The organism is Saccharibacillus sp. CPCC 101409, assembly GCF_030518235.1.
Classification (GTDB): domain Bacteria; phylum Bacillota; class Bacilli; order Paenibacillales; family Paenibacillaceae; genus Saccharibacillus.
Genome location: NZ_JAULSA010000004.1, coordinates 186,989 through 212,655 on the forward strand (window position 1 = coordinate 186,989; position 25,667 = coordinate 212,655).

25 protein-coding genes are annotated in these 25,667 nt (G+C 61.3%); 10 read left to right on the top strand and 15 right to left on the bottom strand.

From position 1 onward, the window contains the following. Nucleotides 1-10: 10 nt before the first annotated feature. On the bottom strand, nucleotides 11-748 hold the full coding sequence (locus QWJ34_RS11150; protein ID WP_302728202.1) for an SDR family oxidoreductase: 738 nt from the start codon (nucleotides 746-748) through the stop codon (nucleotides 11-13). Between the two features lie 66 nt (nucleotides 749-814). Beyond that, nucleotides 815-1,102, bottom strand: a complete 288-nt coding sequence (locus QWJ34_RS11155) for an Atu4866 domain-containing protein (RefSeq protein ID WP_302727737.1) — start codon at nucleotides 1,100-1,102, stop codon at nucleotides 815-817. A 241-nt stretch (nucleotides 1,103-1,343) separates the two neighbouring features. Between QWJ34_RS11155 and QWJ34_RS11160 the strand changes: the two genes are divergently transcribed. After that, nucleotides 1,344-2,279 carry an AraC family transcriptional regulator gene (locus QWJ34_RS11160; RefSeq protein ID WP_302727738.1) on the top strand — a complete coding sequence of 312 codons (936 nt, stop codon included), beginning with the start codon at nucleotides 1,344-1,346 and terminating at the stop codon, nucleotides 2,277-2,279. A gap of 36 nt (nucleotides 2,280-2,315) precedes the next feature. Here QWJ34_RS11160 and QWJ34_RS11165 read toward each other — a convergent pair whose 3' ends face one another. The 3 genes from QWJ34_RS11165 to QWJ34_RS11175 all read right to left on the bottom strand — a co-directional run bounded on the left by QWJ34_RS11165 (nucleotide 2,316) and on the right by QWJ34_RS11175 (nucleotide 5,325). Beyond that, nucleotides 2,316-4,124 (bottom strand): hypothetical protein, encoded by a 1,809-nt coding sequence (locus QWJ34_RS11165; RefSeq protein WP_302727739.1) that lies wholly within the window; start codon nucleotides 4,122-4,124, stop codon nucleotides 2,316-2,318. After that, the gene (locus QWJ34_RS11170) at nucleotides 4,111-4,674 is read right to left on the bottom strand and encodes an RNA polymerase sigma factor (RefSeq protein WP_302727741.1); all 564 of its coding nucleotides are present in this window, start codon (nucleotides 4,672-4,674) and stop codon (nucleotides 4,111-4,113) included. The genes QWJ34_RS11165 and QWJ34_RS11170 overlap by 14 nt, the downstream gene beginning before the upstream one ends. A gap of 204 nt (nucleotides 4,675-4,878) precedes the next feature. After that, on the bottom strand, nucleotides 4,879-5,325 hold the full coding sequence (locus QWJ34_RS11175) for a PRD domain-containing protein (protein ID WP_302727743.1): 447 nt from the start codon (nucleotides 5,323-5,325) through the stop codon (nucleotides 4,879-4,881). A gap of 154 nt (nucleotides 5,326-5,479) precedes the next feature. Between QWJ34_RS11175 and QWJ34_RS11180 the strand changes: the two genes are divergently transcribed. Beyond that, a complete protein-coding gene (locus QWJ34_RS11180; RefSeq protein WP_302727745.1) occupies nucleotides 5,480-6,448 on the top strand; it encodes a LacI family DNA-binding transcriptional regulator in 969 nt (322 codons plus the stop codon). 63 nt (nucleotides 6,449-6,511) lie between these two features. On the opposite strand, the gene QWJ34_RS11185 is transcribed toward QWJ34_RS11180, so the two are convergent. The 7 genes from QWJ34_RS11185 to QWJ34_RS11215 all read right to left on the bottom strand — a co-directional run bounded on the left by QWJ34_RS11185 (nucleotide 6,512) and on the right by QWJ34_RS11215 (nucleotide 12,937). Beyond that, nucleotides 6,512-7,297 carry a class I SAM-dependent methyltransferase gene (locus QWJ34_RS11185; protein ID WP_302727747.1) on the bottom strand — a complete coding sequence of 262 codons (786 nt, stop codon included), beginning with the start codon at nucleotides 7,295-7,297 and terminating at the stop codon, nucleotides 6,512-6,514. Beyond that, nucleotides 7,294-8,937 carry a nickel ABC transporter substrate-binding protein gene (locus QWJ34_RS11190; RefSeq protein ID WP_302727749.1) on the bottom strand — a complete coding sequence of 548 codons (1,644 nt, stop codon included), beginning with the start codon at nucleotides 8,935-8,937 and terminating at the stop codon, nucleotides 7,294-7,296. Before QWJ34_RS11190 ends, QWJ34_RS11185 begins: the two co-directional genes overlap by 4 nt. A 20-nt stretch (nucleotides 8,938-8,957) precedes the next feature. Beyond that, complete coding sequence (locus QWJ34_RS11195) at nucleotides 8,958-9,785, bottom strand: ABC transporter ATP-binding protein (protein ID WP_302727750.1); 828 nt, start codon at nucleotides 9,783-9,785, stop codon at nucleotides 8,958-8,960. A gap of 28 nt (nucleotides 9,786-9,813) precedes the next feature. After that, nucleotides 9,814-10,608 carry an ABC transporter ATP-binding protein gene (locus QWJ34_RS11200; protein ID WP_302727751.1) on the bottom strand — a complete coding sequence of 265 codons (795 nt, stop codon included), beginning with the start codon at nucleotides 10,606-10,608 and terminating at the stop codon, nucleotides 9,814-9,816. Continuing rightward, on the bottom strand, nucleotides 10,605-11,513 hold the full coding sequence (locus QWJ34_RS11205) for an ABC transporter permease (RefSeq protein WP_302727752.1): 909 nt from the start codon (nucleotides 11,511-11,513) through the stop codon (nucleotides 10,605-10,607). Before QWJ34_RS11205 ends, QWJ34_RS11200 begins: the two co-directional genes overlap by 4 nt. Nucleotides 11,514-11,589: 76 nt before the next feature. Continuing rightward, complete coding sequence (nikB, locus tag QWJ34_RS11210; RefSeq protein ID WP_302727753.1) at nucleotides 11,590-12,495, bottom strand: nickel ABC transporter permease; 906 nt, start codon at nucleotides 12,493-12,495, stop codon at nucleotides 11,590-11,592. A gap of 112 nt (nucleotides 12,496-12,607) precedes the next feature. Next, nucleotides 12,608-12,937: a DUF3024 domain-containing protein gene (locus QWJ34_RS11215; RefSeq protein ID WP_302727754.1), complete on the bottom strand. Its 330-nt coding sequence runs from the start codon at nucleotides 12,935-12,937 to the stop codon at nucleotides 12,608-12,610. A 265-nt stretch (nucleotides 12,938-13,202) separates the two neighbouring features. Between QWJ34_RS11215 and QWJ34_RS11220 the strand changes: the two genes are divergently transcribed. The 4 genes from QWJ34_RS11220 to QWJ34_RS11235 all read left to right on the top strand — a co-directional run bounded on the left by QWJ34_RS11220 (nucleotide 13,203) and on the right by QWJ34_RS11235 (nucleotide 17,736). Next, entirely contained in the window at nucleotides 13,203-14,684 is a 1,482-nt protein-coding gene (locus QWJ34_RS11220) for an N-acetylmuramoyl-L-alanine amidase family protein (RefSeq protein ID WP_302727755.1), read from the top strand. 202 nt (nucleotides 14,685-14,886) lie between these two features. Beyond that, entirely contained in the window at nucleotides 14,887-15,585 is a 699-nt protein-coding gene (locus tag QWJ34_RS11225) for a bifunctional transcriptional activator/DNA repair enzyme AdaA (RefSeq protein WP_302727756.1), read from the top strand. Between the two features lie 86 nt (nucleotides 15,586-15,671). Beyond that, nucleotides 15,672-16,247, top strand: a complete 576-nt coding sequence (locus QWJ34_RS11230; protein WP_483314264.1) for a methylated-DNA--[protein]-cysteine S-methyltransferase — start codon at nucleotides 15,672-15,674, stop codon at nucleotides 16,245-16,247. Between the two features lie 250 nt (nucleotides 16,248-16,497). Beyond that, nucleotides 16,498-17,736: an MFS transporter gene (locus QWJ34_RS11235; protein WP_302727757.1), complete on the top strand. Its 1,239-nt coding sequence runs from the start codon at nucleotides 16,498-16,500 to the stop codon at nucleotides 17,734-17,736. A 92-nt stretch (nucleotides 17,737-17,828) separates the two neighbouring features. Here the strand turns inward: QWJ34_RS11235 and QWJ34_RS11240 are convergent, their stop codons facing one another. After that, complete coding sequence (locus tag QWJ34_RS11240; protein WP_302727758.1) at nucleotides 17,829-18,866, bottom strand: serine hydrolase domain-containing protein; 1,038 nt, start codon at nucleotides 18,864-18,866, stop codon at nucleotides 17,829-17,831. A 232-nt stretch (nucleotides 18,867-19,098) separates the two neighbouring features. On the opposite strand from QWJ34_RS11240, the gene QWJ34_RS11245 reads away from it, so the two are divergent. Genes QWJ34_RS11245 through QWJ34_RS11260 form a run of 4 tightly spaced genes read left to right on the top strand, consistent with a single transcriptional unit; the run spans nucleotide 19,099 to nucleotide 22,089 of the window. Beyond that, nucleotides 19,099-20,223 carry a helix-turn-helix domain-containing protein gene (locus QWJ34_RS11245; protein WP_302727759.1) on the top strand — a complete coding sequence of 375 codons (1,125 nt, stop codon included), beginning with the start codon at nucleotides 19,099-19,101 and terminating at the stop codon, nucleotides 20,221-20,223. Continuing rightward, entirely contained in the window at nucleotides 20,220-20,420 is a 201-nt protein-coding gene (locus QWJ34_RS11250; RefSeq protein WP_302727761.1) for a PLDc N-terminal domain-containing protein, read from the top strand. Before QWJ34_RS11245 ends, QWJ34_RS11250 begins: the two co-directional genes overlap by 4 nt. Then, a complete protein-coding gene (locus QWJ34_RS11255) occupies nucleotides 20,420-21,322 on the top strand; it encodes an ABC transporter ATP-binding protein (protein WP_302727763.1) in 903 nt (300 codons plus the stop codon). Before QWJ34_RS11250 ends, QWJ34_RS11255 begins: the two co-directional genes overlap by 1 nt. Next, nucleotides 21,319-22,089 (top strand): ABC transporter permease subunit, encoded by a 771-nt coding sequence (locus QWJ34_RS11260; RefSeq protein ID WP_302727765.1) that lies wholly within the window; start codon nucleotides 21,319-21,321, stop codon nucleotides 22,087-22,089. Before QWJ34_RS11255 ends, QWJ34_RS11260 begins: the two co-directional genes overlap by 4 nt. Before the next feature lie 54 nt (nucleotides 22,090-22,143). Here QWJ34_RS11260 and QWJ34_RS11265 read toward each other — a convergent pair whose 3' ends face one another. Together QWJ34_RS11265 and QWJ34_RS11270 are read right to left on the bottom strand one after the other, a co-directional pair. Next, nucleotides 22,144-23,403: a M20/M25/M40 family metallo-hydrolase gene (locus QWJ34_RS11265; RefSeq protein ID WP_302727766.1), complete on the bottom strand. Its 1,260-nt coding sequence runs from the start codon at nucleotides 23,401-23,403 to the stop codon at nucleotides 22,144-22,146. A 409-nt stretch (nucleotides 23,404-23,812) separates the two neighbouring features. Next, a complete protein-coding gene (locus QWJ34_RS11270; protein ID WP_302727767.1) occupies nucleotides 23,813-25,639 on the bottom strand; it encodes a S9 family peptidase in 1,827 nt (608 codons plus the stop codon). Between the last annotated feature and the right edge of the window lie 28 nt (nucleotides 25,640-25,667).

The following is a 25,667-nucleotide window of genomic DNA, read 5'->3' on the forward strand; positions in this document are numbered from 1 at the left end:
GGCTTTCGGCTTAGACCGCGTCTTTGGCCGGACGGACGACCAGTTCGTTGACGTCCACGTTGTCCGGCTGGGTCACGGCGTAAAGAATCGCTTCGGCGATCGCCCGCGCCGGCAGCGCGATGCGGCGGAATTCTTTCATGAATTCACGCGAGCGCTCGTCGGAGATGCTGTCCGCCAGCTCCGATTCGGTTACGCCGGGAGAAACGAGCGTCACCCGGATTTCGCGTTCCGTTTCCATGCGCAGCGTATCCGAGATCGCGCGGACCGCATATTTGGTCGCGCAGTATACGGCGGCGGTCGGCGTGACTTCGTACGCGCCGGTCGAAGCGATATTGACGAACTGTCCGCTTCCCCGGCTTCGCATCACGGGCAGCGCGGACGCGATGCCGTGCAGCACGCCGCGGATATTGACGTCGATCATGCGGTTCCATTCGTCGATTTTGTTTTCTTCCAGTTTGGACAGCGGCATGACGCCGGCGTTGTTGACCATCACATCGACCCGGCCGAACGTTTCCTGCGCAAACCGCACGAACGCTTCCATATCCGCCGGATCGGTAACGTCGAGTCTGCGGTAGCGGACGCTGCCGCCCGCCGCGACGATCTCCGATGCCAGAGCTTTCAGCCGCTCTTCGCGTCTTGCGCCCAGCACGACGTGCGCGCCGCTTTCGGCCAGCAGCCTCGCCGCCGCTTCCCCGATCCCACTGCTTGCTCCCGTAATCAGTACGACTTTCCCTTCGATTGCCTGCATTCGATTGCTGTTCAACTTGTACCTCTCCTCTCGCGCGCAGCCGCGCTCCGGCCGTTTGCGGCCCGTTTATTTTTCCCGGTAAAAAACCATTCCTCCGTGATACAGGACGTCTTCGCGAAACTCGCCGTCCGCGGTAAAGCCGGTATCGTCGACGTAATCGATCGTATTGCCGCGAATCTTGTAGCTGCCGGTATAAACGCTCGGCCGTCCGTCGCGCGCTTCGTCGTAACGGCCGCCGGGCAGCAGTTCCTGGCGGATCCGGCCGTCTGCCGTCACCCACATCCCGATGTAAGGGTGAGCCTGCTGGGAAGCGCGCGCCGCTTTGGCTTCGTTTGTTCGGTTCGTCTTGTTCATGTCTGGCCTCCTTCGCTCGATTTCTATCCTTATTATGAAGAATTCGCGGCCGCGGCAGGTAGAACGATCGACGCAAACAATTGCCCGATCCGCGCAAATCCATTTTTATTTTTCTCATCCTCATATATAATGGAAGCCTAACCTCGCAGCAAAAAAGACCGGCTTCCGCCTGCGGCTGCCGATCTTTTCCTTATAAAGATAACGAATTTAAACGATATCAAAAAGGAGGCTATAAATCCCGATGAGTATAAACGCTCCCGATCGCATGCTGTCCACTCTGGATGAGCTGGCCGGACTGATTGCCCGATACTCCAAAAAGGACGGAACTTACCAAACAGAGTTCCCGGCCTTGTCGCTGATTCGCAGCTCCGAACAAACTTCTCCTTTGTACACGGTCTACGAACCGTCGATCTGCCTGGTCGCTCAGGGCCGGAAGCTGGTGCTGCTGGCGGACGAGGCTTACCGCTACGGACCGGGCGAATATTTCGCCGTGTCCGTGGACCTGCCGATCTCCGGGCAGGTGATCGAAGTCTCGCCGGAGCGGCCGTATCTGGCGGTCCGGCTGCAGATCGATCCGCAGCAGATTCTTGAGCTGATGCGGGAATCGCGCCGGGGCGCAGCCGCCCGCGCCCCGGCGGAACGCGGACTGTATGTCAGCAGCGCCGCAGGGGAGATGCTGGATGCCTTCGCGCGGCTGCTGCGGCTGCTGGAGACGCCGGAAGACCTGCCCGTGCTCGCGCCGATGGCCGCGCGCGAGATTCTGTACCGCGCGCTGCAAAGCGCGCAGGGAGCCGCGCTGCGGCAGATGGCGCCCGGAGCCGGACGGGCCGCGTCGATCGCCGAAGTGATCCGGCGCATCCGGGAGACATACACCGAGCCGCTGCGGATCGGCGATCTGGCGGCGGAAGCCGGCATGAGCCCGTCTTCGCTGCACCGGCACTTCCGCGATGTGACCGCGATGAGTCCGCTGCAATTCCAGAAGCAGATCCGGCTGCAGGAAGCGCGCCGGATGCTGCTGAGCGAGCCTGTTCAGGCCGCGGAAGCCGCTTTTCGCGTCGGCTACGAAAGCCCGTCGCAGTTCAACCGGGAATACGCCCGGCTGTTCGGCCTGCCGCCGATCGGCGATGTCCGGCGGCTCAAATCGCTGCCGCAGGGCCGGACGGCGGGCAATGCCTGAAGCGCCGGCTTCTTTGTACAAACGCAGCTTTCGCCTTTACGGGTTCGCCGGCTGCGGCTGCGACAGCGCGCCTGCGGGCAGTTCGAACGCTTCGTTCAGATCGCCGTAGTTCTTCGGTACCATCGTCCGGCGCAGCGTCAGGCGCTCGGGCAGCGCCGTCATATTCAAGATCGCAAACCGCATCGGTTCGCCGCCCGCGGGAACGACCGCATGCGAGGCGCCGTTCTCGTCGACCGCCTCCCATTCTTCGTTACGCGCGTTAACGCGTTCCTCGTTGTAGTTCAGATAAACGACCGGCTGACCATCCAGCCGGCCGAGCTCCGCGCCCGTCACTTCGAAGCGGTCGCCTTCGTTCTCCAGCACGGCCGGTTCTTCGGCCAGTTTCGCCGGCTCGAACGAAATCTCGACCTCCTGTTCCAGTTCCAGCGTAAGCCGATCCATGACAAGCGTAAGCGGCTGCGCGTCCGTATCGAGAACGTCGGGCGCCGGAAATACCACCGAGCCCTGTGCCCACGCCGCGCCCTGCGCATTTTGGCCCATGCCCCAATTGTACGTTTCCGGCGACAGGGAATCCGACTGATACGCGTAACGCGCCCCGTACCGGCTCAGCACTTTTTGCCGCGAATCTTCCACATGCCAGTAGATCTGCTTGTATCGTTTAAGGGCCTGAACAATTTGGTTCTGCCGTTCTTTATCCGGCTGCGCCGCCGTTATGCCCAGATCGACTCTCCAGGTATACGGCGTGCGGACGATCCGCTGCACCGTAAGTTCGATTCCTTCCGGCAGCGAGCGCGTATCGCGAACTTCGGTAATCGTCGCATATTCTGTTGCCCGGTCCAGATCGAATTCATACTCGAATTGAAGCGGGGTATCGAAGCCGATCTTGCGGTAAGCCGTGCCTTTGGTTTCGTCGGCGGGCAGGACGATCTGATACAGGGAACCCGACAGCGTAATCGAATCTGCGGCCGGCTGATTCAGCAGATAGGTATAAGATTCCGAACCGGTTTCGTCTCCCCCCAATTCGAGACTTGCGTATACGGCGGCCTTTTCCCCGTCGGCTCCCCGGAAAGTAAACGGCGGGGTCGACTCCGGGAACGCATCTTTGACCGGATTGCCTTCGCCGTCCGTCGTCCGCGTAATCAGCGTGACCGCGGCGGCGTCGACCAGCACTGCCTGCAGCTCGAAGCGGAAGCCGCTTTTCTTGTCTTCCAATTGAATATCCGGATAATAAGCCAGACCCAGTTCGTCGTACTTCGCGGTTTTTCGAGTCAGCGCCCGCGCTTTGTTCCACTCCGCGGCCGGATCGTCCAGATGCTCTGCCGCCCGTTTCAACGATGCCGGGTCCGCCGCCGTATCGAAGCTTCGTACCGGAGCGGCGGACGTAACCGCCGCTTTGCCCGGTCCGTCCGGCGAGGCTGATTCCTCCAGCGCGTACCAGCCGCCCGCGCCCGCCAGCAGCAGCGCCGCTGCCGCTCCCAGCGCGGTCCGCCGCCAATTTCCGCCCGCGCGTTTTTCCCGCAAAGCTCCCGCCGATTCCGCTCCGGCTCGAGCCGAGGCCGTCTTCGCGTCCGGCTTCGGCTCATGTTCCAGCGCAGCCATGACCCCCGCCGTAAAGTCCGCGGCCGGCTCTTCCGAGTAGATCAGGCGCTCCATTCTCCGCTGCTCGCCGACAATCTGCCGCAGGACCTCGCGGCAGCGGGCGCAGTTCGTCAGATGACCGGCGATCCGCTCGTCCGCTCCGTCGGAATCGATTGTTTCCGACGATTCGCTCCAAGCGCTCGCCGCGCCCCTTTTCCCGACTGCCGCCGCGTAAGCCTCCAGCTCGTTCCGGCTAAAACATCTCATACCGCAAGCCTCCCTCGGTCTGCATTTTCTTATACAGCATTTTCTTCGCCCGGTGAATCCGGTTGCGTACCTGGCCTGTGCCGAGTCCGGTAATATTCGCGATCTCTTCGTAACTGAGCTCGTTCGTGTAGCGCAGCAGCAGCACCAGCCGATACTTGTCGGGCAGCGCTTCGAGCATCACCTGCACCTCGCGGCGCATTTCCCGCTCCAGCACCCGCTGTTCGGGCGTCTCGCCGCTGCTCGGCTCCGGCATTCGTTCTTCGCCGATCGGCCGGATGATGCGCTTCCTGGCAAAGTCGCGCATGGCGTTGACCGCGATGCTGTAAAGCCACGCCGAGAACCGCTCGCGCTCGTGCAGATCGCCCAGCCTGCGGTACGCCCGGATAAACGTTTCCTGCGCCAGATCCTGGGCATCCTGATGACCGGCCCCCATGCCCCGCAGCAGGCCGTATATTTTTCCTTTATAACGATCCACGATCTCGGCGTACCGCTGCTTGTCGCCTTCGGCGATCCGGCGCAGCAGTTCCGATTCCGTCAACGGCTCGCTCATCGGCCTCCCCCCTCCGCTTTTGCTTCTGTCTGTTGGTCCGATAAGGACCTCTTTCTTTTCATACCGTTCTGATCAGAAACAATATGTAGATAGACGAGCGGTCTTCGGAAACGTCTCGCTTTTATCGCAATAATCTTTTTTTACGCAAAAAAAGAGCGCTCCGGGGAGCGTTCCATGGCTGCGGCTTCTATTCGATTCGGCTTCTCACACCGCTTCCGTGCTCATCACGACTTTGTTTACATGCAGCATCAGGTCGAGCAGTTCGTCTTCCGGCATCCGCGCGCCGCAGCTGCGTTCCAGCTCGCTCCGGATCTCGCGCGCGCATTCGTAGCACTCCGGAAGGTTCTGCCGGATCAGCAGCGCCAGCGTACCGTCCGTCGCCGGGCCGCGTTCATCGCCGATCACGGCGCGCCGGACCGACGTGCGCAGATGCTCGGCGAACCGGCGGTACGTCAGCTCCGACACGTCTTCCGCTCCGATTCCGAAACGCCTGCGGATCGAATCGAATGCGTTTTCGAGCAGAGGAAACAAAAGATTCGTTTCCCGGTCGCGCCGCCCTTCGCCGCGTCCTTTTATCCAGCATGCCGCCTCGCCAGGACGTTCTTCCGCCGCAATCAGCATATGCTCGTTTACGATCTGCGTAATCCTCATGGTTTGCGCCTCCTTGTTTGGCTGCCTCGTTCCGCCTTTCCATCGATATCTACAGCTTAATCTATGGCATCGATTTCAGGTCAAGCCCCTTTTTTGAAATTTGGGGCGGCGCGCGCTTTTTTGTTATACTTTGAAGCAAAAGGGGGCGGGCAGCGTGACGAATATCAAAGAAATTGCGGCGCGGGCCGGCGTATCGCCGTCCACGGTCTCCCGGGTGCTGAACGGAAACGGCTATGTCAGCGAGGACAAGAAACGGCGGGTGCTCGCGGCGAGCGAAGAACTGGATTACGCGCCCAACCTTAACGCCGTTTCGCTCAAGCGGGGCGCGACGCGGCGGATCGGGCTGGTCGCCCCCATGTTCGACGAATCGGTGCAGCGCTTCACCGGCGGCTTCGTTCGGGCGGCGCAGGCAGGCGGCTACAGCGTTACGCTGTTTATCACCGGCATGGACCGCGTCCGGGAACGCGAAGCGCTGGAAGCGCTGCGCCACAAACAGGTGGACGCGCTCGCGCTCGTCATCTTCGCCAACGATCTGTCCCTGATCGAATCGTACGCCAAATACGGCCCGATCGTCGCCTGGCAGCGGGTCGTCGCCGAGCATATCCCGTCCGTGTTCATGAATCAATACGACGGCTATATGCTGGGGCTGGAGCATTTGTACAGCCGCGGCTATCGCCGCATCTGCAACGTCTACGGTTCCACCAGCCGGCTCAATACGGTCAGCAGGATGGACGCCTATCGCGATTTCTGCGCCGCGCATGGACTGGACGAGCACGAGTTGGAACATTTTTACGAGATAAGCACCATTGAGGACGGCGAGCGAATCGCGCGCCTGTGGACGGAAAGCCCGCGCAGGCCGGACGCTTTTATCGCCGCGAACGACTACTCCGCCGCCGGCCTCGTCGCCGAAGCGAGGCGGCTCGGACTGAGCGTCCCCGGCGATTTCGCCGTCTGCGGCTTCGACAATCTCGAATTCGCCCGGCTGCTCGACCTCACGACGATCCATTATCCGGTCGATCTCCAGGCGGGCAACGCGTTCGCGATCATCCGCGGCCGGATCGAGGATATCGAACTGCCGCTTCGGCCGCTGCAATTTCATCTGGTACAGAGAGCGACGACTTGACCGCAAACGCAGCCAAAAAGAAGCAGCCGTCCAGCACATGGAGGCCGCTTCTTTCCTATTTTTCTACCCTTCCGTTTTCTCCGAACGCTCCGGCTTCCCCGCCACGATCATAAACCGCGTCCCGTTCAGGAACCCGTATTTCAAATGATGCAGCGGCAGCTCCCGGGCGGACATATGGTCCGTTCGTACCGACGGCGGTTCGAAACCGGCCTGCGCCAGCGCCTCCTTGTCCGCATCCGGCCGCCGTACCTGCACGAACGGCAGGTCGTCGAGCACGCCCACTTTCCGGCTTTCGCGCCTGCGCATTCTCCGCTCGGTCGCCAGGATCAGCAGCCAGGACACGCCGTAGCGCAGCTTCATCCCGAGCGAGCGGTCTTCTTCGTATAAATAATTGCCGTCGAACACGATCAGCCGGCCGCCCGGTTTCAGCACACGCAGCCATTCGGCGTAAGCCCTGTGCGGATCGGGCAGCGTCCAGACCACGTCCCGGCAGACGACAGCATCGAAGCTGTCCGCAGGAATCGCGCGCAGGTCCGACGCGTCGGCCAGGTTCACCGGAATTTCGGGAAAGCCGAACTCCGCGAAATTCCTTTTTGCGCGCTCCACCATCCCCGGCGAAGCGTCCACCGCTTCGGGCCGGTGCCCCATCCGCGACAGCAGGATCGAGAAGAATCCGGGACCGGTACCCACGTCGAGCACGCGCTGCGCAGTCCGCTCTCCCAGGCCTTCGCTCAATCTCTTTTGCCAGAATGCGACTTCCCTGCGGCTGCGGAACTGGGTATGGATCACTTTATCGTACCCGTCCGCGCCCGAGGTCCAGTATTTCGAAACGGCTTCCAGCTTGCTCATTCGCCCACCTCCAGCCGGTTCCAGAGAATCGGCTCGAAGGTCGTATAGCCGGCTTCCACGTTCCGCACCCGTTTATTGAATACGAACAGATCGTCCGGGTAATAGAGAGGCGCCGTCATCGCCTGTTCGTCCATCCGGGTGAAAATATGGTCGTAAGCTTCCTGACGCTTGCTTTCGTCCGTCGAGCCCAGCGCCGTATCGATCAGGGACTCCAGCTTCTCGTCCGACCACGCGACCGCCGGCGCGTCCTGCGTCCGGTGGAACAGCGAAGACAGGAACGAATGCGGATTGTACGCATCGTCGTAAGTGCGGTATACGATCATATCGTACGTCCGGTTCGTCCAGAGGTCGTCGTAGTAAGCGTTGGGTTCCAGCACCTGAAGCTGCGTGTCGATGCCGATCGTGCTCAACTCCGACTGCACCAGCTCCATCATCGGTTTCCATTCGGGGAAATCGACCTGCTGCAGCACCAGATTCAGCTTGAGCGGAGCGCCGTCTTTGTCCAAGATGCCGTCCCCGTCGGAATCCGTATAACCCGACTCGGCCAGCAGCGACTTCGCTTCCTGCGGATCGAAGCCGTAGCCCCGACTGTTCGTGTCCGTGACATAAGGTACCGTCGGCGGGAACAATCCGCGCGCTTCGCTGCCGACGCCGCCCATCAGGTCGCGTACGATGCTCTGCTTGTCGATGGCCAAATTGACGGCTTTGCGCACATTGAGGTCCTGAAGATGGAGATTGTCGTAGTTGAAAACGAGAAAATGCGAGCTGGTTCCCGGCGACTTCATCGTTTCCAGCGACTCGTCGGTTTCGATCACCGGCAGGCTTTCCAGCGGCAGGCGCCCCGATTGGCCGCCGGCCAGATCGACGCCGCCGCTTTGCAAAGCGAGCACGCGCGACTGCGGGTCGGGGATCACTTTGAGCGTGATCTTCGACAGCTTGGGCGCTTCGCCCCAGTAATTCGGGTTGCGCACCAGCACGGCTTCCTGATCCATTTTATAACTGTCCGCCACCCAGGCTCCCGTGCCGATCGGTTTGACGAATTTGCCTTTTACATCGCCCGCCGGCTCCACCGCGTTCGGGCTGATGATCCGGACCGGGCGCGCGAAAGTCAGCTCGGTCAGCAGCGGATAGTAGGCGCGGTCGAACGTCATTCGCACCGTGTGATCGTCTACCGCTTCGATCGACTGCATGGCCGAAGCGAGTGTCAGCGAATTGGACGGATCGTGAATCCAGCGTTCGAATGAAAAAATGACCGATTCGGCGTCGAAGTCCGATCCGTCCGAAAATTGTACGCCCTGGCGCAGATGGAACGTATACGTTTGGCCGTCTTCCGAAATATCCCACGATTCCGCAAGCGAAGGTTCGATCTTCCCTTTCTCCCCGTAGCGCACCAGACCGTCGTAGATCATGGCGTGCACGTCCATCGAGCCGTCGTAGGCGCCGGCGTCCAGCCGGTCGAGCGCGGTATCGCGCGAAACGGCGACGACGATCTCGCCGGCTGCGCTGCCGCCCGCGGATTGCGCGCCGCTGTCGGCCGCTGCATTGTCCGCCCCGCTTCCCGTTCCCGAGCAGCCCGTCAGCAGTACCGCCAGCAGCGTGCCGATTGTCCATATCCGGATTCCAAACTTGCTTTTTCTCATCCAAACTCCCTCTTTTCTTTCTATTTATAAGTTCTGTCCAGCCTATAGGTCCGGTCTGCCGGATGCCGGGCGGGAATCGAATCCAGCAGCATACGCGTGTAGGGATGCGAAGCTTCGTTCATCAATTCGGCACCCGGCCGCTGTTCTACAATACGTCCTCGCCGCATCACCGCCGCCCGGTCGCAGAAGCGGCCGACGATCGACAGATCGTGCGTGATAAACAAATACGACAAGCCAAGCTGCTCCTTCAATCCGGCCAGCAGCTCCATCGCCTGCCGGCGCAGACTGAAATCCAGGCTGGAAAAAGGCTCGTCCAGAATCAGGATCTCGGGCCGCAGCACGATCGCCCGCGCGATGCCGACCCGCTGCTGCTGGCCTCCGCTGAGTTCGGCGGGCAGCCGATCCAGATAAGCCGCGCCGAGCCCGACCGACTCCAGCGTTTCCAGGATGCGCAGGCGGCGCTCGGCCGCAGACTTCACCCCTGCGTTTCGCAGCGGCTCGGCCACGATTCGCTCCACCGTGAACGAAGGATTGAACGAAGCCGCGCTGCTTTGGAACACCAGCTGCATCCGGCTTCGTACCCGCCGCATCCGGCCGAACTTCCAGTCCGTTATATCGCTCCCCCGGTACAGCACACGGCCGGAAGTGGGCGGTTCCAGCCGCAGCAGCATGCGGGCCAGCGTGCTTTTGCCGCAGCCGCTTTCGCCAATCAGCCCGAGCGTCTCGCCCCGCCGCAGCTCCAGCGACACCCCGTCGACGGCGGGCGGCCCCGGCCGGCTGCGGCCGAACGGGCCGGACGCTCTGTCCGCATACACTTTGGTCAGATCCACCGCTTCCAGCAGCTTCACATTCATTCCTCCTTTACATACGCAGCCGTTACAACCGGCTGTCCAGCAGCTCGCGCGTATACTCGTGCCGCGGCCGGTCGAATACATCGAACACCTCGCCGTGCTCCACAATCCTGCCCGACCGCATCACATATACTTCGTCCGCCAGCTCCGCGACGACGCCCAGATCGTGTGTAATCAGCAGAATGCCGACGTCTTCTTCCCGTCTGACCCGGTCCAGTTCGCGCAGGATTTGCGCCTGCACGCCGACGTCGAGCGCCGTGGTCGGCTCGTCGGCGATCAGCAGCTTCGCGCCCGACACGAGCGCCAGCGCGATCATGATCCGCTGGCACATGCCTCCGCTGAGCTCGAACGCGTATTTGCGCAGCAGCCTGTCGCCGCCATGCAGTTCCGCCCGCTCCAGCTGGGCGATCGCGATTGCCCGCGCCTCGGCTCCCGATACCCGCCGGTGGCGGCGGATCGTTTCGATCAGCTGCCGGCCGATCGGCAGCACCGGATTGAGCGCGTTCATCGGGTCTTGAAAAATCATCGCCATGTCCCGGCCGCGGCACGCGTTCCACTCCCGAAGCGGCCGGCGGCGAAGATCCCTGCCGTTCAAGAAAATCTCACCCGCTTCCACCCTTCCCGGCGGATCGATCAGCCCCATCACGGACAATGCGGCCGCGCTTTTGCCGCTGCCGCTTTCGCCGACCAGCGCGGCGATCCGGCCGGCGCGCACGCTCAGGCTGATGCCGTCGACCGCGACGACCGCCGAATCGCCGCGGCCGAAGACCGTTGTCAGATCGCGCACGCTCAGCAGTTCCCGTCCCCGCTCCCCCTTCATTCGCCGTGCCCCCTTTGCGCTTCAATCCGCGCGGACGCGGCGGGTTTCGCCGCCCGACTGCGTTTTGGCGCAGCGCCTCCGAAGCTGTTTCGCCAAGACCGGGACGGTCCGCCCGGTTCCCGCAGCCCTTCGGCCAGCAGATTGAAGCCCAGCACGCTGACCGCGATCGCAAGACCGGGGAACAGCATCAGATTCGGCTCGGTCTGGATATACGGGCGGCTGTCGCTCAACATCACGCCCCATTCCGGAACGGGCGGCTGCGCGCCGAGCCCCAGAAACGAAAGCCCGGCCAGCGACAGCAGGATCGTGCCCGTTTCCATCGAAGCCAGCACCAGGATCGGCCGCGCCGCTCCGCGCAGGATATGATCGAACGCGATGCGCAAATGCGAAGAACCGGACGCCCTGGCCGCCAGCACATAATCGTTTTCTTTCAATTGAAGCACCATGCCCCGGATCAGCCGGGCGTAGCCCGCCCACCATACGGCGGCAAACGCCAGCAGCAGATGCAGCGCGCCCGGCCCGAGCATGGCGGCGACCGCCAGCGCCAGAATTAAGCCGGGAAACGCCAGCAGCACATCGATCACTGTCATGATGATGCGATCCGTTCTTCCTCCGGCATAGCCGGCCAGCAGTCCGACCGGCACGCTGACCGCAAATACGGCCGCCAGCACGGCCAGCGCGTCAAACAGCGACAGCCTCGTGCCGTAGAGCAGCCGCGACAGCACGCAGCGGCCGAGATGATCCGTGCCCAGCGGATACTCCGCCGACGGTCCGGCCAGCCGGTGCGCCATATGCACGTCCAGCGGATCGGACGGCGCCAGCAGCGGCGCGAACACGCCGGCGGCCAGCACGCCCAGCACCAGAACCGCCCCGATCCAGGCCGAAACTTGTTTTCCTGTTTTCACTTGATTTTTCATCCTTCCGTTTGCGCTCCGACGCTATGTAAGTTTATCGGCGGCGAATCGCGGGGGGCGGACGGGCTCAGATCTTTTTGATCCGCGGATCGAGCAGCCGGTACAGAAGATCGACGCCCAGATTGACCGCCGCCACGATAAGCGCCGTCAGCAGCACATAGCCCTGAATCGCGACATAATCTTTGGCGTAAATCGCGTCCACCGCAAACTTGCCGATGCCGGGCCAGGCGAACAGCGTCTCCACGATCGCGGCTCCGCCCAGCAGGCCGCCGATTTGCAGCCCGAGCAGCGTCGCGCTGGGCAGCAGCGCGTTGCGCAGCGCATGGCGGACGATTACGCTTCCCGCGCGCAGTCCTCTGGCTCGGGCCGCCCGGATATACGGCCGGCCCAGCACGTCCAGCATGCCGGCGCGAATCAGCCGGATATAAACGCCCGCCATGCCGAAGCCGAGCGTGATCGCCGGCAGCGCTGCGCTTGCGGGGCCGTCCATGCCGGCGGCGGGAAACCATTTCAGCCGGACCGCGCCGTAGAACAGCAGCAGCAGGCCCAGCCAGTAAGCCGGCATCGAAACGCTCGCCAGCGAGACCAGTCTGCCCAGCCGGTCCAGCAGGCTGCCGGGTCGCAGCGCCGAAGCCGTTCCCAGCGGCAGGGCCAGCGCCGCCGCAACCAGGATCGAGCACAGCGCCAGCCGCGCCGTCGCCGGCAGGCGGCTCCGCAGCTCCTGCGCCACCGGCTCGCCCGTGGCCAGCGAGACGCCCAGATCCAGCCGCAGCACCCGGCCCAGCCAGTTCAGATACTGGATATGCAGCGGCGCGTCCAAGCCCAGCGAATGCCGCAGCGCTTCCACCGCTTCGCGCGCCGGCTGCACGCCGTTCGCCCGAAGCATGATCTCCGCCGGATCGCCCGGCGCCAGGTGCATCAGGCCGAAAGTAATCAGCGAGACGCCGAGCAGCACGACGCCGAGATGAGTCAAACGGGCAATTCCGGTACGGAAGATGATCGATCCCCCCTTTTTTATGCGTAATGATTACGCTTTGAAATTAAACCTGTTTAAAAAGCCGGCGGATCTATCGCGCGTACCGCGGCTATTTCCAGAAAAGTCCCTGCGGATCGAGCTCGAACTGTTCGAGCTGATCTTCGAAATCGGCCTGCGGCGCCGGACAGTCGGCGGCCGTCCAGCTTCCGTCCTCGCTTCTGGCATAAAGGCTCCACGCCCCCTGCTCGAGCCTGAATTGGGCCAGATCGCTGCCGGTCCAGCCGAGACGCGGAGATTCCGGTCTTTCTTCCGTCAGCGTGACCCGGTCGTTCTCCATCCGGTAAACGAGCCGGACCGACGACCGCATGCTCGGCGGAACTTTCTCCGCGATATATCCCCGCAGCAGCGCTTCCAGTCTTTTGGCCGTCCATGTATCCATCGAAGCTTCCTCCGTTCCTTCTATTTTCAGCTGCATCGTAAATCTTGACTATTAGTAAATATTACGATTAAATCAGAGCATACGATTTTATTGGATTTCTGTCAAACGCCAATCGTCCGAATCTCAAGCAAGCAGACTGCGTTGTATGCTATATTTTTTGTGTAGAAATATTTTTCTCCTCAAACCTAATCTATTGTCGCCGCGTCTATGGTGTATCAAGCTTGCTTCCGTTTCGGTTCAACCAGAGGATAAAGGAGAAGTGAAGATGAAATTCGGACAAAATGAATGGAGAAAAACAGCGGCGGCGTTCCTGGCCGTTCTGCTGCTGCTTGCTCTGGCGCTGCCGGGCGGAACCGGCCGGGCTTCGGCCGCGAGCGCCGCGGCGGGCACCGGCATCGTGCTGGACGGCCGCGCCCTGAGCGGAGCCGAAGTGATTACGGTCGGCGGAACCGCGATGGTCCCGATCCGCATCGTCTCGGAGCAGCTCGGCTACTCGGTCGGCTGGAATAAAGCGTCGGGGAGGATCACGATCGGCAGCTCCGCGTCTTCTCTGGTATTGACCGTCGGCAGCCTGACCGCGGAATCGGGCACCGGCAGCCTGACGCTGCTGCAGGCTCCGTTCCTGCGCGCGAACACGACTTACGTGCCGCTGCGGTTCGTCGGTTCGCAGATGGGCCTGAACGTGAAATGGAACCAGGCTTCCCATACCGTTTACTTGCAATCGCAGGCCGAAGAGGCTGTGCCGTCGAACCCGACGGTTCCGGCGGTCCCGGCCGCGCCGGCCGCTCCCCAGACGCCGGTCGATCCGGGCACTTCGGCTCCCGCGCCTTCCGCGCCGGCCGCCGCTTCGATCGACAGCATCAGCTTCAGCGACAACCGCCTGACGATCTCCGCCGGAGCCGCGGTGACGCCGACCGGCACCGTATTGAAGAACCCGGACCGGATCGTCGTCGATCTGCCGAACGCGGCTTTCGGAACCAATCTGCTTCAGGGCGGCGAACTGCGGTTGGGACAGGTCGTTACGGTGCCGGTCGCCGATTCGCTGGCCGTCAAACAGGTCCGCTACTCGCTGTTCAGCCAGTCGCCTTCGACGGTTCGCGTGGTGATCGACTTGAACCGGAGCGTCGGCTACAACCTGTATACGCAGGGCAGCCTGGTCTTCGCCGACCTGAACGACAACGGCGAAGCGCCTCCGGTGGGAGCCAACGGCAAGAAGATCGTCGTGATCGATCCCGGGCACGGCGATCACGACTCCGGCGGCGTCGGCATCACCGGCGTGAAGGAGAAAGACGTCGTGCTCCGGACCGGACTCAAAGTCGCGGAGCTGCTCAAGCAGGAACCGGACATCGACCTGATTATGACCCGCAGCGACGATACGTTCGTCACGCTGGACGGACGCGCGCAGATCGCCAACAACGCGAACGCCGATCTGTATCTGTCCATCCATGCCAATATCGCCACGCCGAGCGCGGTCGGCACCGAAACGTACTACGCCGACGCGGCGCGCAGCAAATCGCTGTCGGATATCATCCAGGAGCACGTCCAGGCGGCGACCGGTTTCCGGGACCGCGGCTCCAAGCAGGCCAACTATCTGGTCATCCGCAAAACGACCATGCCGGCCGCTCTCGTGGAGATCGGGTTCCTGAGCAACAGCGAGGAAGAACGGCTGATGACGCAGGACGATTTTCAGCAAAAAGTAGCCGAAGCGATCGTCGCGGGAATCAAAGAGTATCTGGAGCTGAACTGAATAGACGGCGGTTGGAGCAGGACGCTCCGATGCAGGCAAAGCCATGCGGTAAAACGCTGAGGCCTTGCCCGCCCGGACGTCCTTTTTTTGCGTCTGCCGCCAGGACCTTAACCGCAATAATGAGGAGTCTTTCCGCGCTTCGGCCTGTTACAATAAAGACAGAAATGCAATGGATACCGGAAACGAAAAGGAGGCGCGGAGCATGACGGAAGCGATCGGACTTTCATTCGAGGAAATGTGGGAGCGGATCATGGCCTGCGACGCCCGGTACGACGGGCTGTTCTTCACCGCGGTCAAAACGACGCGCATCTACTGCCGCCCGTCCTGCCGCTCGCGCAAGCCGAAAAAGGTCAATGTCGAGTTCTATACCGGCCTGCCCGAAGCGGAAGCGGCCGGCTACCGGCCCTGCAAGCGATGCCAGCCGGAGGTCGAGCATTCGCCCTGGAACGAGATCGTGCACCAGGCGCGCGCCTTCATCGTCACCCGCTATCGGGAGAATCCGATGCTCAAAGACATCGCGGAACACGTCAATCTGAGCGTGTATTATCTGGAGCGCCTGTTCAAACAGGAAACCGGCGAAACCCCGCGCGTGTATCTGGAAAAAGTGCGCGTGGACCGCGCGGCGCATCTGCTGCGCTGCAGCGGGAAATCGAATCTGGAGATCTGCTACGAGGCCGGATTCCGCACGCCGTCCAATTTCTACAAAGCGTTCCGGCGGCTGCACGGCTGTTCGCCGGGCGAATACCGAGCACAGGGCGCGCCGATCGAGCGCGAGCCGCTGGTCCGGCGGGTAGAACCGGCGGAGCGCGATCCGTTTGTCGCCGGCGGGAAAAGCGAGCGCCTTTCCCAAGCCGAGATCGAACATTTACCTTTATCCACCGACAGGAGGAATTCTCAATGAATATCAAAGCCCTTACGCCTATGACTGCCGAAGCGCGCACTTCCGTACGGCCGGTTTCTTCCAACGGGGCTTCGCAAGCGCCGGCCTTGCGGCCCGCGGCCGCCCCGCACCGGCTGCTCTACCTTTCGCCGCTCGGCGAGATCGCGATCGAAGGCACGGACGAAGCCGTCCATTCGATCCTGTTCACCGATACCGCCATGCCGGAAGGCTGGCCGGAGGTCAATCCTTTCCCCGCCGCCTCGGATCACGATCCCGCAGCGGCTCCCGCGCAGAGCGGCGCGGAACTCCCCGGCAGCGCAGCCGGCTTCGAGGCGCACGAAGCGCTGCTCCTCTGCCGCCGCCAGCTCGCCGAGTACTTCCGCGGCGAACGGCAGACGTTCGATTTCCCGTACGCGTTCGACGGCACGCCGTTCCAGCGTTCCGTCTGGACGGAGCTGGCCGCCGTCCCTTACGCCGCTTCGCGTTCGTACAAAGACCTCGCCGTTTCGATCGGCAGCGAACGCGCGGTGCGGGCGGTCGGCGCCGCCAACGGCCGCAACAAGCTCACCATCGTGCTGCCGTGCCACCGCATCGTCGGCGCAAACGGCAGGCTGACCGGCTACGCGGGCGGCCTCTGGCGCAAAGAGTGGCTGCTGCGCCACGAAGCGCGTTTTCGCGGCTGAACGCCGGAAGCCGCCCATTTTCTTTTTCCGCCGGGATCCGTCTCGTCGCCGTCAGTTCTCCGCTTCGCCCACGGACCGCAAACCGCGGTCTTTTTTTGTTCTCTTCGCTATTGTTATATCCCCCCTCGATTTTATTATAGGCATAAAGACTTTCTTTCGGCGCGGACATGAACTATTATGATAGACGCATACTTATCATCCCGCTGCCGCGCGACTCCGCCGCATCGCGATCCGGAAAGGAACCCTGCACGTGAACGCAAAATTTCGCGGCATCGACCGCATCTATGCCTGGCAGCTCGCCACCATTTTTATCGGCTTTATCGTATTCGGCTTCTCGGAAAATATCAAAGGCCCGGCCATCCCGCGCATCCAGCTCGACTTCAACCTCGATGAAGGCCAGCTCGGCACGCTGCTGTCGCTGAACGCGCTCGGCTATCTGCTCGCCTGTTCCTTTACCGCGATTCTCGTGCGCAAATGGGGCATCAAAGCCGTCAGCGTGATCGCGTTCGGCTCGATGGTGCTGTCCGGCGCGCTGATCGCGCTGTCGCAAAGCTACGGACCGTTTTCGGCGTCTTATTTCCTCATGTACATCGGTAACGGCATGCTGGAGATCGCGCTGGCGATCCTCGGCGCAAGGATCTTCGTCAAGAACACCGGCACCATGATGAACCTGTCGCATTTCTTCTACGGTTTCAGCTCCACGATCGCGCCGCTGCTGGCTACGGGTCTGATGTCCGTGACCGTTTTCGGCTGGACGCTGGACTGGCGCGGCATGTATCTCGTCATGCTGTCGCTCTGCCTCGTCCCGATCCTGACCGCGCTGCGCAGCACGTTTCCCGGCGACGACGTGGCGCACGAAGACCGCATGTCGCTCGGCAGACTGATGCGCGATCCCGCGCTCTGGCTGATGGTGCTGATCCTGTCGTTCGGCGTCGTGTCCGAGCTTGCGGTCGGCGGCTGGCTGGTCAATTTCCTCGAAAAAGCCTACGGCTGGAGCACCGTATCCGCTTCCGGCATGCTGTCGATCTTCTTTCTCTGCTTCGCGCTGGCGCGGCTGGTGCTCGGACCGATCACCGACCGGATCGGCTTTACCCTGTCGCTGATCGTATTCGCCGCTTTCTCCGCGCTCTGCACGTTCGCGGCGATTCTCGGCGGAGAGCGCTGGGCATTCCTGTTCGCGGCGGCGGGCATCGGAATCGCGATGATCTATCCGACCGTGATGGCGTTTATCGCCCGGCGCTACCCGCGCGGCAGCGATACGGCGATCACATTCACCGTGACGCTGATGGGACTGGGCAGCGTGATCGGCAACTACATGATCGGCGCGGTGATCGAAGGGGTCAAAAGCGCCTTCGGCGCCGGCAGCCCAGCCGGCCTGCTGCGCGGACTCCAGGCCGGCTACGGATTTATCGGACTGTGCGCCGCGCTGAGCGCCGTCTGCGGCGCGATCCTGTACCGGTATTTGAAGCCGCGCGGCGAATTGATCTAACTTCTAACTTCCGCAGGCCGATCGAACCGCAAAGAAGCCGTGCCCCGGGATGATATCGATATCCCGGTGTGCGGCTTCTTTTTGCTTGTGTTCTATTCTTCTCTCCTCAACGCTTCCGCCGCATCCGCGGCCAGACGCCAGACCGGACCGTCGAGGTTGGCCAGCACATGGACCCGGATGCCGGATTCCGCGTCGACGCGGGAGAGCATCGACACGCCGGGATCGAAGCCCATGATGCAGCGGCTGACGACTTGTTCGTTTTTCAGCTTGATCCATACGCCGCAGCCGTACGCCGATTCTTCGTCTTCGTGAATTTGCGGCGCCAGCATTTTGGCCGTCATTGCCGCAGACAGCAGCCTGCCGCCGAGCAGCGCGTCCCAGAATTTGTCCAGATCGCCCGCTGTGGTAAACGCGCCTCCGTCCGGTCCGCCGATCGCCGGCAGCGAGAAGATATTCGTTTTCCATCCGTCTTCTTCGTCGATGTATCCGAGCGCGGTGCGCTCCGGCAGCCGGTCCATCCGGAAGTAGCCGGAATCGTCCATGCCGCATGCCCGAAAAACACGGCTCTCCACGTAGTCGCGAAACTTCATCCCGGATACTTTTTCCACGATCAGCCCCAGCAGAATATAGCCGGAATTATTGTAAGCGAACCGCTCGCCCGGCGCGAACTTCATGTCCTGCTCCGCAAACAGCGGCAGAAAATGCTCGGCTTCCGTCATGCCGTACACCGGCCGCTCCCGCCACAGCTCTTCGAAATCGTGCATGGTTTCTTCATCGAAGTAATCCGGCACGCCCGAGCTGTGGGTCAGCAGATGATGCACCGTAATACCGGGATCGAACCGCGGAAACTCGAAGTGCGTGCAGTCCGCAAGCTTCGTCTCGAAGCTCAGTTTGCCCTGCTCGATCAGTTGACAGATGGCGACCGCGGTGAAGATCTTGCAGCCCGACGCAATCCCGAACCGCGTGTCCGCGGTATTTCGCAAGCGTTCGCTGCGGTTGGCGAAGCCGAACGCTTTTTCCGCTGCGGCCTCTTCGACGCCTGCTCCCCGACTCGCCCGGATCACGCCCGAGAACGGAACACTTTCCTTGTTATCGTAAGCTTCGACTATCTGTTCGATCGTTTGCTTCATTTCGTTCACTCCCCCGCTTTCGCTCAAGACCCGATCCGTCTTCGTCCGCCGGCCCAACCCATAAGAACGATACTAACCGAATAAACGGGCCGAAAATGAACGGTTCTTGCTTTTTTGCCGAAAAGAAATCCGTAAAGTTTCCCGCCGGTTGACTTCTCCCCGGAAAGTATCGCGGCAATCCATTGAGCCCGCGCGGCTTTCCGGCGGATAATAGAAGCAGGAGGCGATGAGCATGAACACACTGAATCTGTCCCATAATATCATCAGGCTGAGACGACGCAAAAAGATTACGCAGGAGCAGCTGGCGGAGTTTATCGGCGTGACCAAAGCGTCCGTGTCCAAATGGGAGACGCGGCAGAGTTTGCCCGATATCCTGATTCTTCCGGCGCTGGCAGCATTCTTCGACGTCACGATCGACGAGCTGCTCGGTTACGAGCCGCAGTTGAGCAAAGAACAGATCCAGAAGATCTACCGGGACCTGGCGGCGGACTTTGCGCAGCTTCCGTTCGAAGACGTGATGGAGCGCAGCCGGGAGCTGGTGAAGAAATATTATTCCTGCTACCCGTTCTTGTTTCAGATGAGCACGCTCTGGCTGAACCATGTCATGCTGGCCGAAAGCCGGGAGCGGCAGACGGAGATTCTGGCTTCGATCTCGGAACTGTGCGGCCGCATCGCATCCGACTGCCGGGAGATCGGCCTCGCCGCCGACGCCGTCATCCTCAAAGCGTCCGTCGATATGCAGCTCGGTCACATCAAAGAAGTGGTCGAGACGCTGGAAGAAGTGCTGAATCCGCAGCGTTTGTCCAACCAGAGCGATTCGCTGCTGATCCAAGCTTACCGGCTCGCCGGCCAAGCGGACCAGGCAAACGGCTTTACGCAGGTCAGCATGTTTACGCACCTGCTTTCGCTGACCGGCAGCGCGACGCAGTACCTGGCGATCCACAGCGGCGACCTCGGCGTCTGCGAACAAACGATGCAGCGCATCGACCGCCTGATCGAAGCTTATCGCCTGGAGACGCTGCATCCCAATTCGGCGGCTTTGTTCCACTGCCAGGCGGCGATCGTATACAGCCTGAACGGTAAAGCGGAGAACGCGATCGCCCGGCTGGAACGCTATGCGTTTTGTATCGGCAGGCTGCTGGAGAACGATATCATGCTGCGGGGCGACTCGTACTTCGACGGTATCGAATCGTGGTTCGAACAGCTGGATATGGGCCGAAGCGCGCCGCGGGACCGAAAAGTCATTCTGGACAGCGCGGTTCAGGTCCTGGAACATCCGGCATTCGCAGACCTTCGGGATACCGCCGATTACCGGAGGATCAAGCGTTCTTTGAGCGGGAAAGGAGCGGCGTTATGAGCATCCGCGAAGCGCTGCCTTTCCTGATCCCCGTGGTGCTGGCGGAGCTGGCGCTGTTTATCGTGACGTTGAGGCATATCCTGACTCATCGCCGGTACAAACGGGGCAGCCGGACGCTGTGGGTCGTCGTGTCGATTGTCGGCATCAACTTTATCGGACCGGTCCTGTATTTTCTGCTCGGCCGGGAAGAAGCCTGATGGATATGCTGACAGTATCGCATGTGTCGAAGTCGTTTGGCGAAAACCGGGTCGTGGACGATCTGAGCTTCTCCGTCGCGGAGCATACGATCTTCGGATTCATCGGGCAGAACGGCGCCGGCAAGACCACCACCATGAACATGATTCTGGGTCTGCTCAAAGCCGAGAGCGGAGAAATCCGGGTCAACGGCGAAGCGGTGCGGTTCGGCCGTACGCCTACCAACGCGTATATCGGCTACCTGCCGGATGTGCCCGAGTTTTACGGCTTTATGACGCCCGGCGAATATTTGGACCTGTGCGGAAAAGTAACAGGCATGACCCGAGCGCAGCGAGAACGCAAATCGGCGGAACTGCTTGATCTTGTCGGGCTGGGCGGCGCGCATAAACGGATTCAGGGCTTCTCGCGCGGCATGAAGCAGCGGCTCGGCATTGCCCAGGCGCTGCTGAGCGACCCGCTGCTGCTGATCTGCGACGAACCGACTTCCGCGCTCGACCCGCTCGGCCGCAAAGAAATCCTGGATCTGCTGCTCCATGTGAAAGACCGGACAACCGTCGTCTTTTCGACGCATATTCTGTCCGACGTGGAGCGGATCTGCGACGAAGCCGCTTTTCTGCATCGGGGCAGGCTGGCACTCGGCGGAAAGCTGCAGGAACTGAAATCGATCCGGCAAAGCGGCGGTTTGGAACTCGAATTCTACTCGGCGGCGGAAGCGGAACGCTTCAAAGCCCTTTTTCCCGCAAGCGGATCGTTAACGGCATTGAAACTAACCCTGAAGCAGCAAACGCAGGAGGAAACGCGGAACGTGCTGCGGATGCTGGCGGCACGAAACATCCCGGTCCGGCGGATCGAACGTCTGGAGCCGGAGTTGGAAGACTTGTTTATGGAGATGGTGCGGGAATGAAACAGCTGACGGCTTTTATCCATAAAGAACTGCTGGAATCCCTGCGTACCGGCAAAGTCGCTATTCTGCTTATCTTATTTATCCTGCTGGGCATCCTGAATCCGGCGATCGCCAGGCTGACGCCCTGGCTGCTGAGCGCGATCTCGGACAGCATGTCGGAAACGGGACTGTCCGTCGCGGCGATCGAGGTGAACGCGTTGACTTCCTGGGCGCAGTTTTATAAAAATATCCCGATCGCCCTGATCGTGTTCCTGCTGGCGTTCAGCGGCACGCTGACGAACGAGTATCAAAAAGGCACGCTGATCCCCATGATTACCAAAGGCATGGCACGCTGGAAGATCGTCGCGGCGAAAGGGGCGGCGATTGCCGCGTACTGGACGATCGGATACTGGCTTTGTTACGGAATCACTTACGGCTACAACGCGTACTTCTGGGGGAACGGGAATGCGCCCGGTCTGTTCTTCTCCGCGCTCGGGTTCTATTTGATCGGATTGTGGCTGGTCTCGCTGATCCTGACCCTGTCTGCGATTGCCGGATCGGGTTCGTTCGTTATGCTGGGAGTCGGCGGAATTTTCCTTATCGTCTATCTGCTCGGCCTGCTGCCCGCCGCCGGGGAATACCTGCCCGTGCGGCTACTGCATACTTCGAATCTGCCGGTCGGCGCAGGGCGCATATCGGACTACGCGGCGGCGATTGCGGTTACGCTGCTCTGGACGGCGGTGAATGCGATTGCCGCGGCTTTCCTTTTTGATCGCAAAAAAATATAGACCGCGGCTGTGCAGATTTTTCTACGCCGCGGTCTTTGTTTGTATTCGCCGGTCTTAGCTTCTTTTCTCCAGCAGCGCTTCCGTTTCGCCGGCGAGGCCGATCAGGCCCAGCATCGTCAGCAGAATCTTCTGCACGCCCAGATGGGCGTCCGCCGAATCGTAGTATTCGTTCAGCGTATGCGCGCCGCCGAAGTCCCCGCCCCCGCCGAGCGTGACCGCCGGAATGCCCAGGTGGATCGGGATATTCGAATCGGTGCTGCTCGCTTCGTCCAGGATCGGCCGGAAGCCCAGCGCGAGCCCCGCTCCCGCCGTGGCCTGCACGATGATATCGTCCGGGCTTTGCGAACCGGCCGGCCGGTCGCCGACCCGCTCCGGCCGGACTTTAATCGCGCCGGCGCGCCGCCAGCGGTTGTTTTCTTCATCCGCCGCTTCCCGAAGCAATCCCAGTACCCGCTCTTCCAGCCGCTCCAGTTCTTCTTGCGACGTCGAGCGCATATCGATCACCGTTTCGGCCGTTTCCGCGATCGTGTTGACCGATGTGCCTCCGCCGATCAGGCCGACGTTGAACGTCGTTTTGGGATTGCCGGGAACTTTGAGGTCCGCAATCTTGGCGATCGCCCGGCCGAGCGCGTGAATGGGACTCGGCGTGCCGAAGTTGCCGAAGCTGTGCCCGCCCGGTCCTTCGAACGTCACTTTATAGCGTTTGCTGCCCGCCGCCAGATACGTGATCCGGTCCGGCGTGCCCGGCTCGATCGAGATAAAACCGTCGATATCGCCGCGGTTCGCAAACAGCGACTTGACTCCGCGCAGATCGCCCAGCCCTTCTTCGCCGACCGTCGCCCCGATAACCAGGTCGCCTTCCGTTTGCAGTCCGGTTTCTTGCAGCGCCCGCACGATCGTCAGCACCGAAGCCAGCCCCCGTCCGTCGTCCGAAATCCCCGGCGCGTACACCCGGGTTCCTTCCCGCCGCGCTTTCACATCCGTCCCGCGCGGAAACACCGTATCCAGATGCGCGCAGACCGCCAATTTCGGCCCGCCGCCTTTGCCTTTCCGCACCCCGAACACATTCCCGACTTCGTCCGTTTCAACTTCTTCGATCCCCAGCTCCGCAAGCTTCCGCGCAAACACTTTCCCTTTCTCTTCTTCCTCGAACGTAGGCGCCTCGATCTCCGTGAGTTCGATCTGCTCCTCCGTCGTCCGCTCGTTGTCCCCCTCCAAAAAGTCCAACGCTTCCCTTACCTCTTCGTTCTCCTTCAATACCTCAAACACCTTCCCAACCCGCTCCGTTACCTCCACCTTCCCCGATCCGCTCATATCTATTCCTCCTTATTCATTATGTATGATCCAAACACAGCCGAAGCCTTCGAGTCGGTTAAATCTTTTAAGTTAGTTAAATCTCTTTAGGTCACGGTAAATAAACGCCCTACTCCGCTCAAGCCCGTGAGCGGAGGCCCTTCACCCCCACCCCCAAAAAAGTGTGGAGTTCCCCCGCACACCCCAGCGGAGGATTGATGGGAGCGTAGAAGCGGAGCGTTCGCCTTTGAAATCGGATTCCCACAACGCCCTTACTCCATCAGGGAATCCGATTTCAACAAGCGATCGAAGCCCCATCAATCCGCAGCGCCTCTACGAGCCTCATTCAATCATTCAATCATTCAATCATTCAATCATTCAATCATTCAATCATTCAATCATTCAATCATTCAATCATTCAATCATTCAATCATTCAACAACATCCCCGCCCAAATACCTCTCAAAAAACTCCACACTTTTCCCATGCATCGTCATATGATTCTCCAGCCGCTCCGTCTGATGCCCTTCATCCTCGAAAATCACCAGCTCCACCGTCTGCCCGCGCTTCTCCATCCCGTCGACAAGCTGCTCCGCTTCGCTTACCGGAACCCGCGTATCGTTGCGACCGTGGAACACCAGCAGCGGCGCGGTGATCTTCTCCGCGTGGTGCAGCGGCGCGATCTCGTCGAAAAAGTCGCTGTACACGTCGAGCGCGCCGTACTCGCATTCGCGCAGACGTCGCCGCCATTCTCCGGTATTGGCCAGCAGCGTTTTCAGATTCGAGATGCCCACGATATCCACGCCCGCCGCCCACAGATCCGGGTAATGCGTCACCGCCGCCAGCACCATGAATCCGCCGTAGCTGCGCCCGATCACGCCGATCCGGCCGGGGTGCACGCCGCGGTTCGCGGTCAGATCGCGCGTAAGTTCCGCCAGATCGCGCACGGAATCCATCCGTTTGTCGGCGTCGTCGAGCTGGATATACGTCCGCCCGTAGCCGCTGCTGCCGCGCACGTTCGGCGCGGCCACCGCGAAGCCGCGGTCGACCAGATACTGCAGCACCGGATGGTATTCGGCTTTGATCTGGCTTTCCGGTCCGCCGTGCACATACACGACCGCCGGCTTGTCTTCCGCTGCGCTGCGGTTGTAGAAAAAGTACGGCACTTCCAGCCCGTCGAACGATTTGAACGCGCACAGCTCCGCATCGACCAGACGGTCCGCGATCGCGTCCGAATGGCCGATGCGGGTCAAACGCTCCGCTTTTTGCGCGGAACGGTCGCAGCTCCAGATATCGCCCGGCAGCACCGGGGATTTGAGCGAGAACAGCAGCACGTCGTCGCTCAGCCAGGCGATCGATTCGATTACGCCGCCCGGGAGGCCGGCCGCGCGTTCTTCCCGATCCGAAGCCGGATCGAAAAAGCCCAGCCGCGAAAATCCGCCTTCGTTCACTGTAAACGCAAGCGTCCGCTCGTCCGGCGAAAGTGCGATTTCTTCGATATCCCATCCTTCGGCCTGGAGCAGCTTGGTCAGTTTATGCGGCGATTCCGGCGAAAAACTTGCCACATACAGATTCTCCTCGCCCAGATCGGTCAGCGCATACGCCAGCGTTCCGTTCTTGTTTACTTTGATCGTTTCATAGCGCGCCAGCACACCTTCAGGCCCTACGCGAAGACGCGCGCCCGTATGGATATCGAGGCGGTAAACGGTGCTGTCGAGGTTGGTTTCGCGGATCGAAACCAGCAGGCTGTTCTCGTCGACCCAGCCCAGCGGCGCACAGTTTCCATCGTATTCCAGCACGCTGCGCGACTCGCCCGAATCCGTATCGACGACAAAAATATCGAAGAATCCGGGATGACGGCGGTTGCTCGAATACGACAAATAGCGCCCGTCCGGCGACCAGCCTCCCACATGGTGAAAATGCTCGGGAGAATGGACGAGCGGCTCGAACGACGGTCGGTCGAGATCGCGCGCGAGATAAAGCTGCTGCTTTTCGTTGCCGTGATTGTCGACGCCCACGACGAATTTGCCGCCCTGCGGCGCATAATGCACCGAAAGCGTCCGGTCGTCCGTCTGCGCGAACTGCACCGGCTCGCCGCCTTCGCCGAGCGTCCACAGCTGCGGAATCCCGGTGATTTTGGCCGAAAAAGTCCAGCGCCCGCCGCCGGGAATCACTTTCGGCTCGTAGGCGGATTTGACGGTCAAATACTCCTGAAGCAGCTCCCGATCCGCCGCTTCGCTGCGTTCCTGCTGACTCATACAAAATAGCCTCCTTTTAAGGTCAAGG

Coding starts and splice junctions, on each gene's coding strand:
- QWJ34_RS11270 (WP_302727767.1), bottom strand. CDS start 25,639: ATGAGTCAGCAGGAACGCAGCGAAGCGGCGGATCGGGAGCTGCTTCAG.
- QWJ34_RS11190 (WP_302727749.1), bottom strand. CDS start 8,937: ATGAGAAAAAGCAAGTTTGGAATCCGGATATGGACAATCGGCACGCTG.
- QWJ34_RS11245 (WP_302727759.1), top strand. CDS start 19,099: ATGAACACACTGAATCTGTCCCATAATATCATCAGGCTGAGACGACGC.
- QWJ34_RS11175 (WP_302727743.1), bottom strand. CDS start 5,325: ATGAGGATTACGCAGATCGTAAACGAGCATATGCTGATTGCGGCGGAA.
- QWJ34_RS11255 (WP_302727763.1), top strand. CDS start 20,420: ATGGATATGCTGACAGTATCGCATGTGTCGAAGTCGTTTGGCGAAAAC.
- QWJ34_RS11220 (WP_302727755.1), top strand. CDS start 13,203: ATGAAATTCGGACAAAATGAATGGAGAAAAACAGCGGCGGCGTTCCTG.
- QWJ34_RS11185 (WP_302727747.1), bottom strand. CDS start 7,297: ATGAGCAAGCTGGAAGCCGTTTCGAAATACTGGACCTCGGGCGCGGAC.
- QWJ34_RS11225 (WP_302727756.1), top strand. CDS start 14,887: ATGACGGAAGCGATCGGACTTTCATTCGAGGAAATGTGGGAGCGGATC.
- QWJ34_RS11215 (WP_302727754.1), bottom strand. CDS start 12,937: ATGGATACATGGACGGCCAAAAGACTGGAAGCGCTGCTGCGGGGATAT.
- QWJ34_RS11265 (WP_302727766.1), bottom strand. CDS start 23,403: ATGAGCGGATCGGGGAAGGTGGAGGTAACGGAGCGGGTTGGGAAGGTG.
- QWJ34_RS11150 (WP_302728202.1), bottom strand. CDS start 748: ATGCAGGCAATCGAAGGGAAAGTCGTACTGATTACGGGAGCAAGCAGT.
- QWJ34_RS11240 (WP_302727758.1), bottom strand. CDS start 18,866: ATGAAGCAAACGATCGAACAGATAGTCGAAGCTTACGATAACAAGGAA.
- QWJ34_RS11170 (WP_302727741.1), bottom strand. CDS start 4,674: ATGAGCGAGCCGTTGACGGAATCGGAACTGCTGCGCCGGATCGCCGAA.
- QWJ34_RS11250 (WP_302727761.1), top strand. CDS start 20,220: ATGAGCATCCGCGAAGCGCTGCCTTTCCTGATCCCCGTGGTGCTGGCG.
- QWJ34_RS11160 (WP_302727738.1), top strand. CDS start 1,344: ATGAGTATAAACGCTCCCGATCGCATGCTGTCCACTCTGGATGAGCTG.
- QWJ34_RS11200 (WP_302727751.1), bottom strand. CDS start 10,608: ATGAAGGGGGAGCGGGGACGGGAACTGCTGAGCGTGCGCGATCTGACA.
- QWJ34_RS11155 (WP_302727737.1), bottom strand. CDS start 1,102: ATGAACAAGACGAACCGAACAAACGAAGCCAAAGCGGCGCGCGCTTCC.
- QWJ34_RS11260 (WP_302727765.1), top strand. CDS start 21,319: ATGAAACAGCTGACGGCTTTTATCCATAAAGAACTGCTGGAATCCCTG.
- QWJ34_RS11165 (WP_302727739.1), bottom strand. CDS start 4,124: ATGAGATGTTTTAGCCGGAACGAGCTGGAGGCTTACGCGGCGGCAGTC.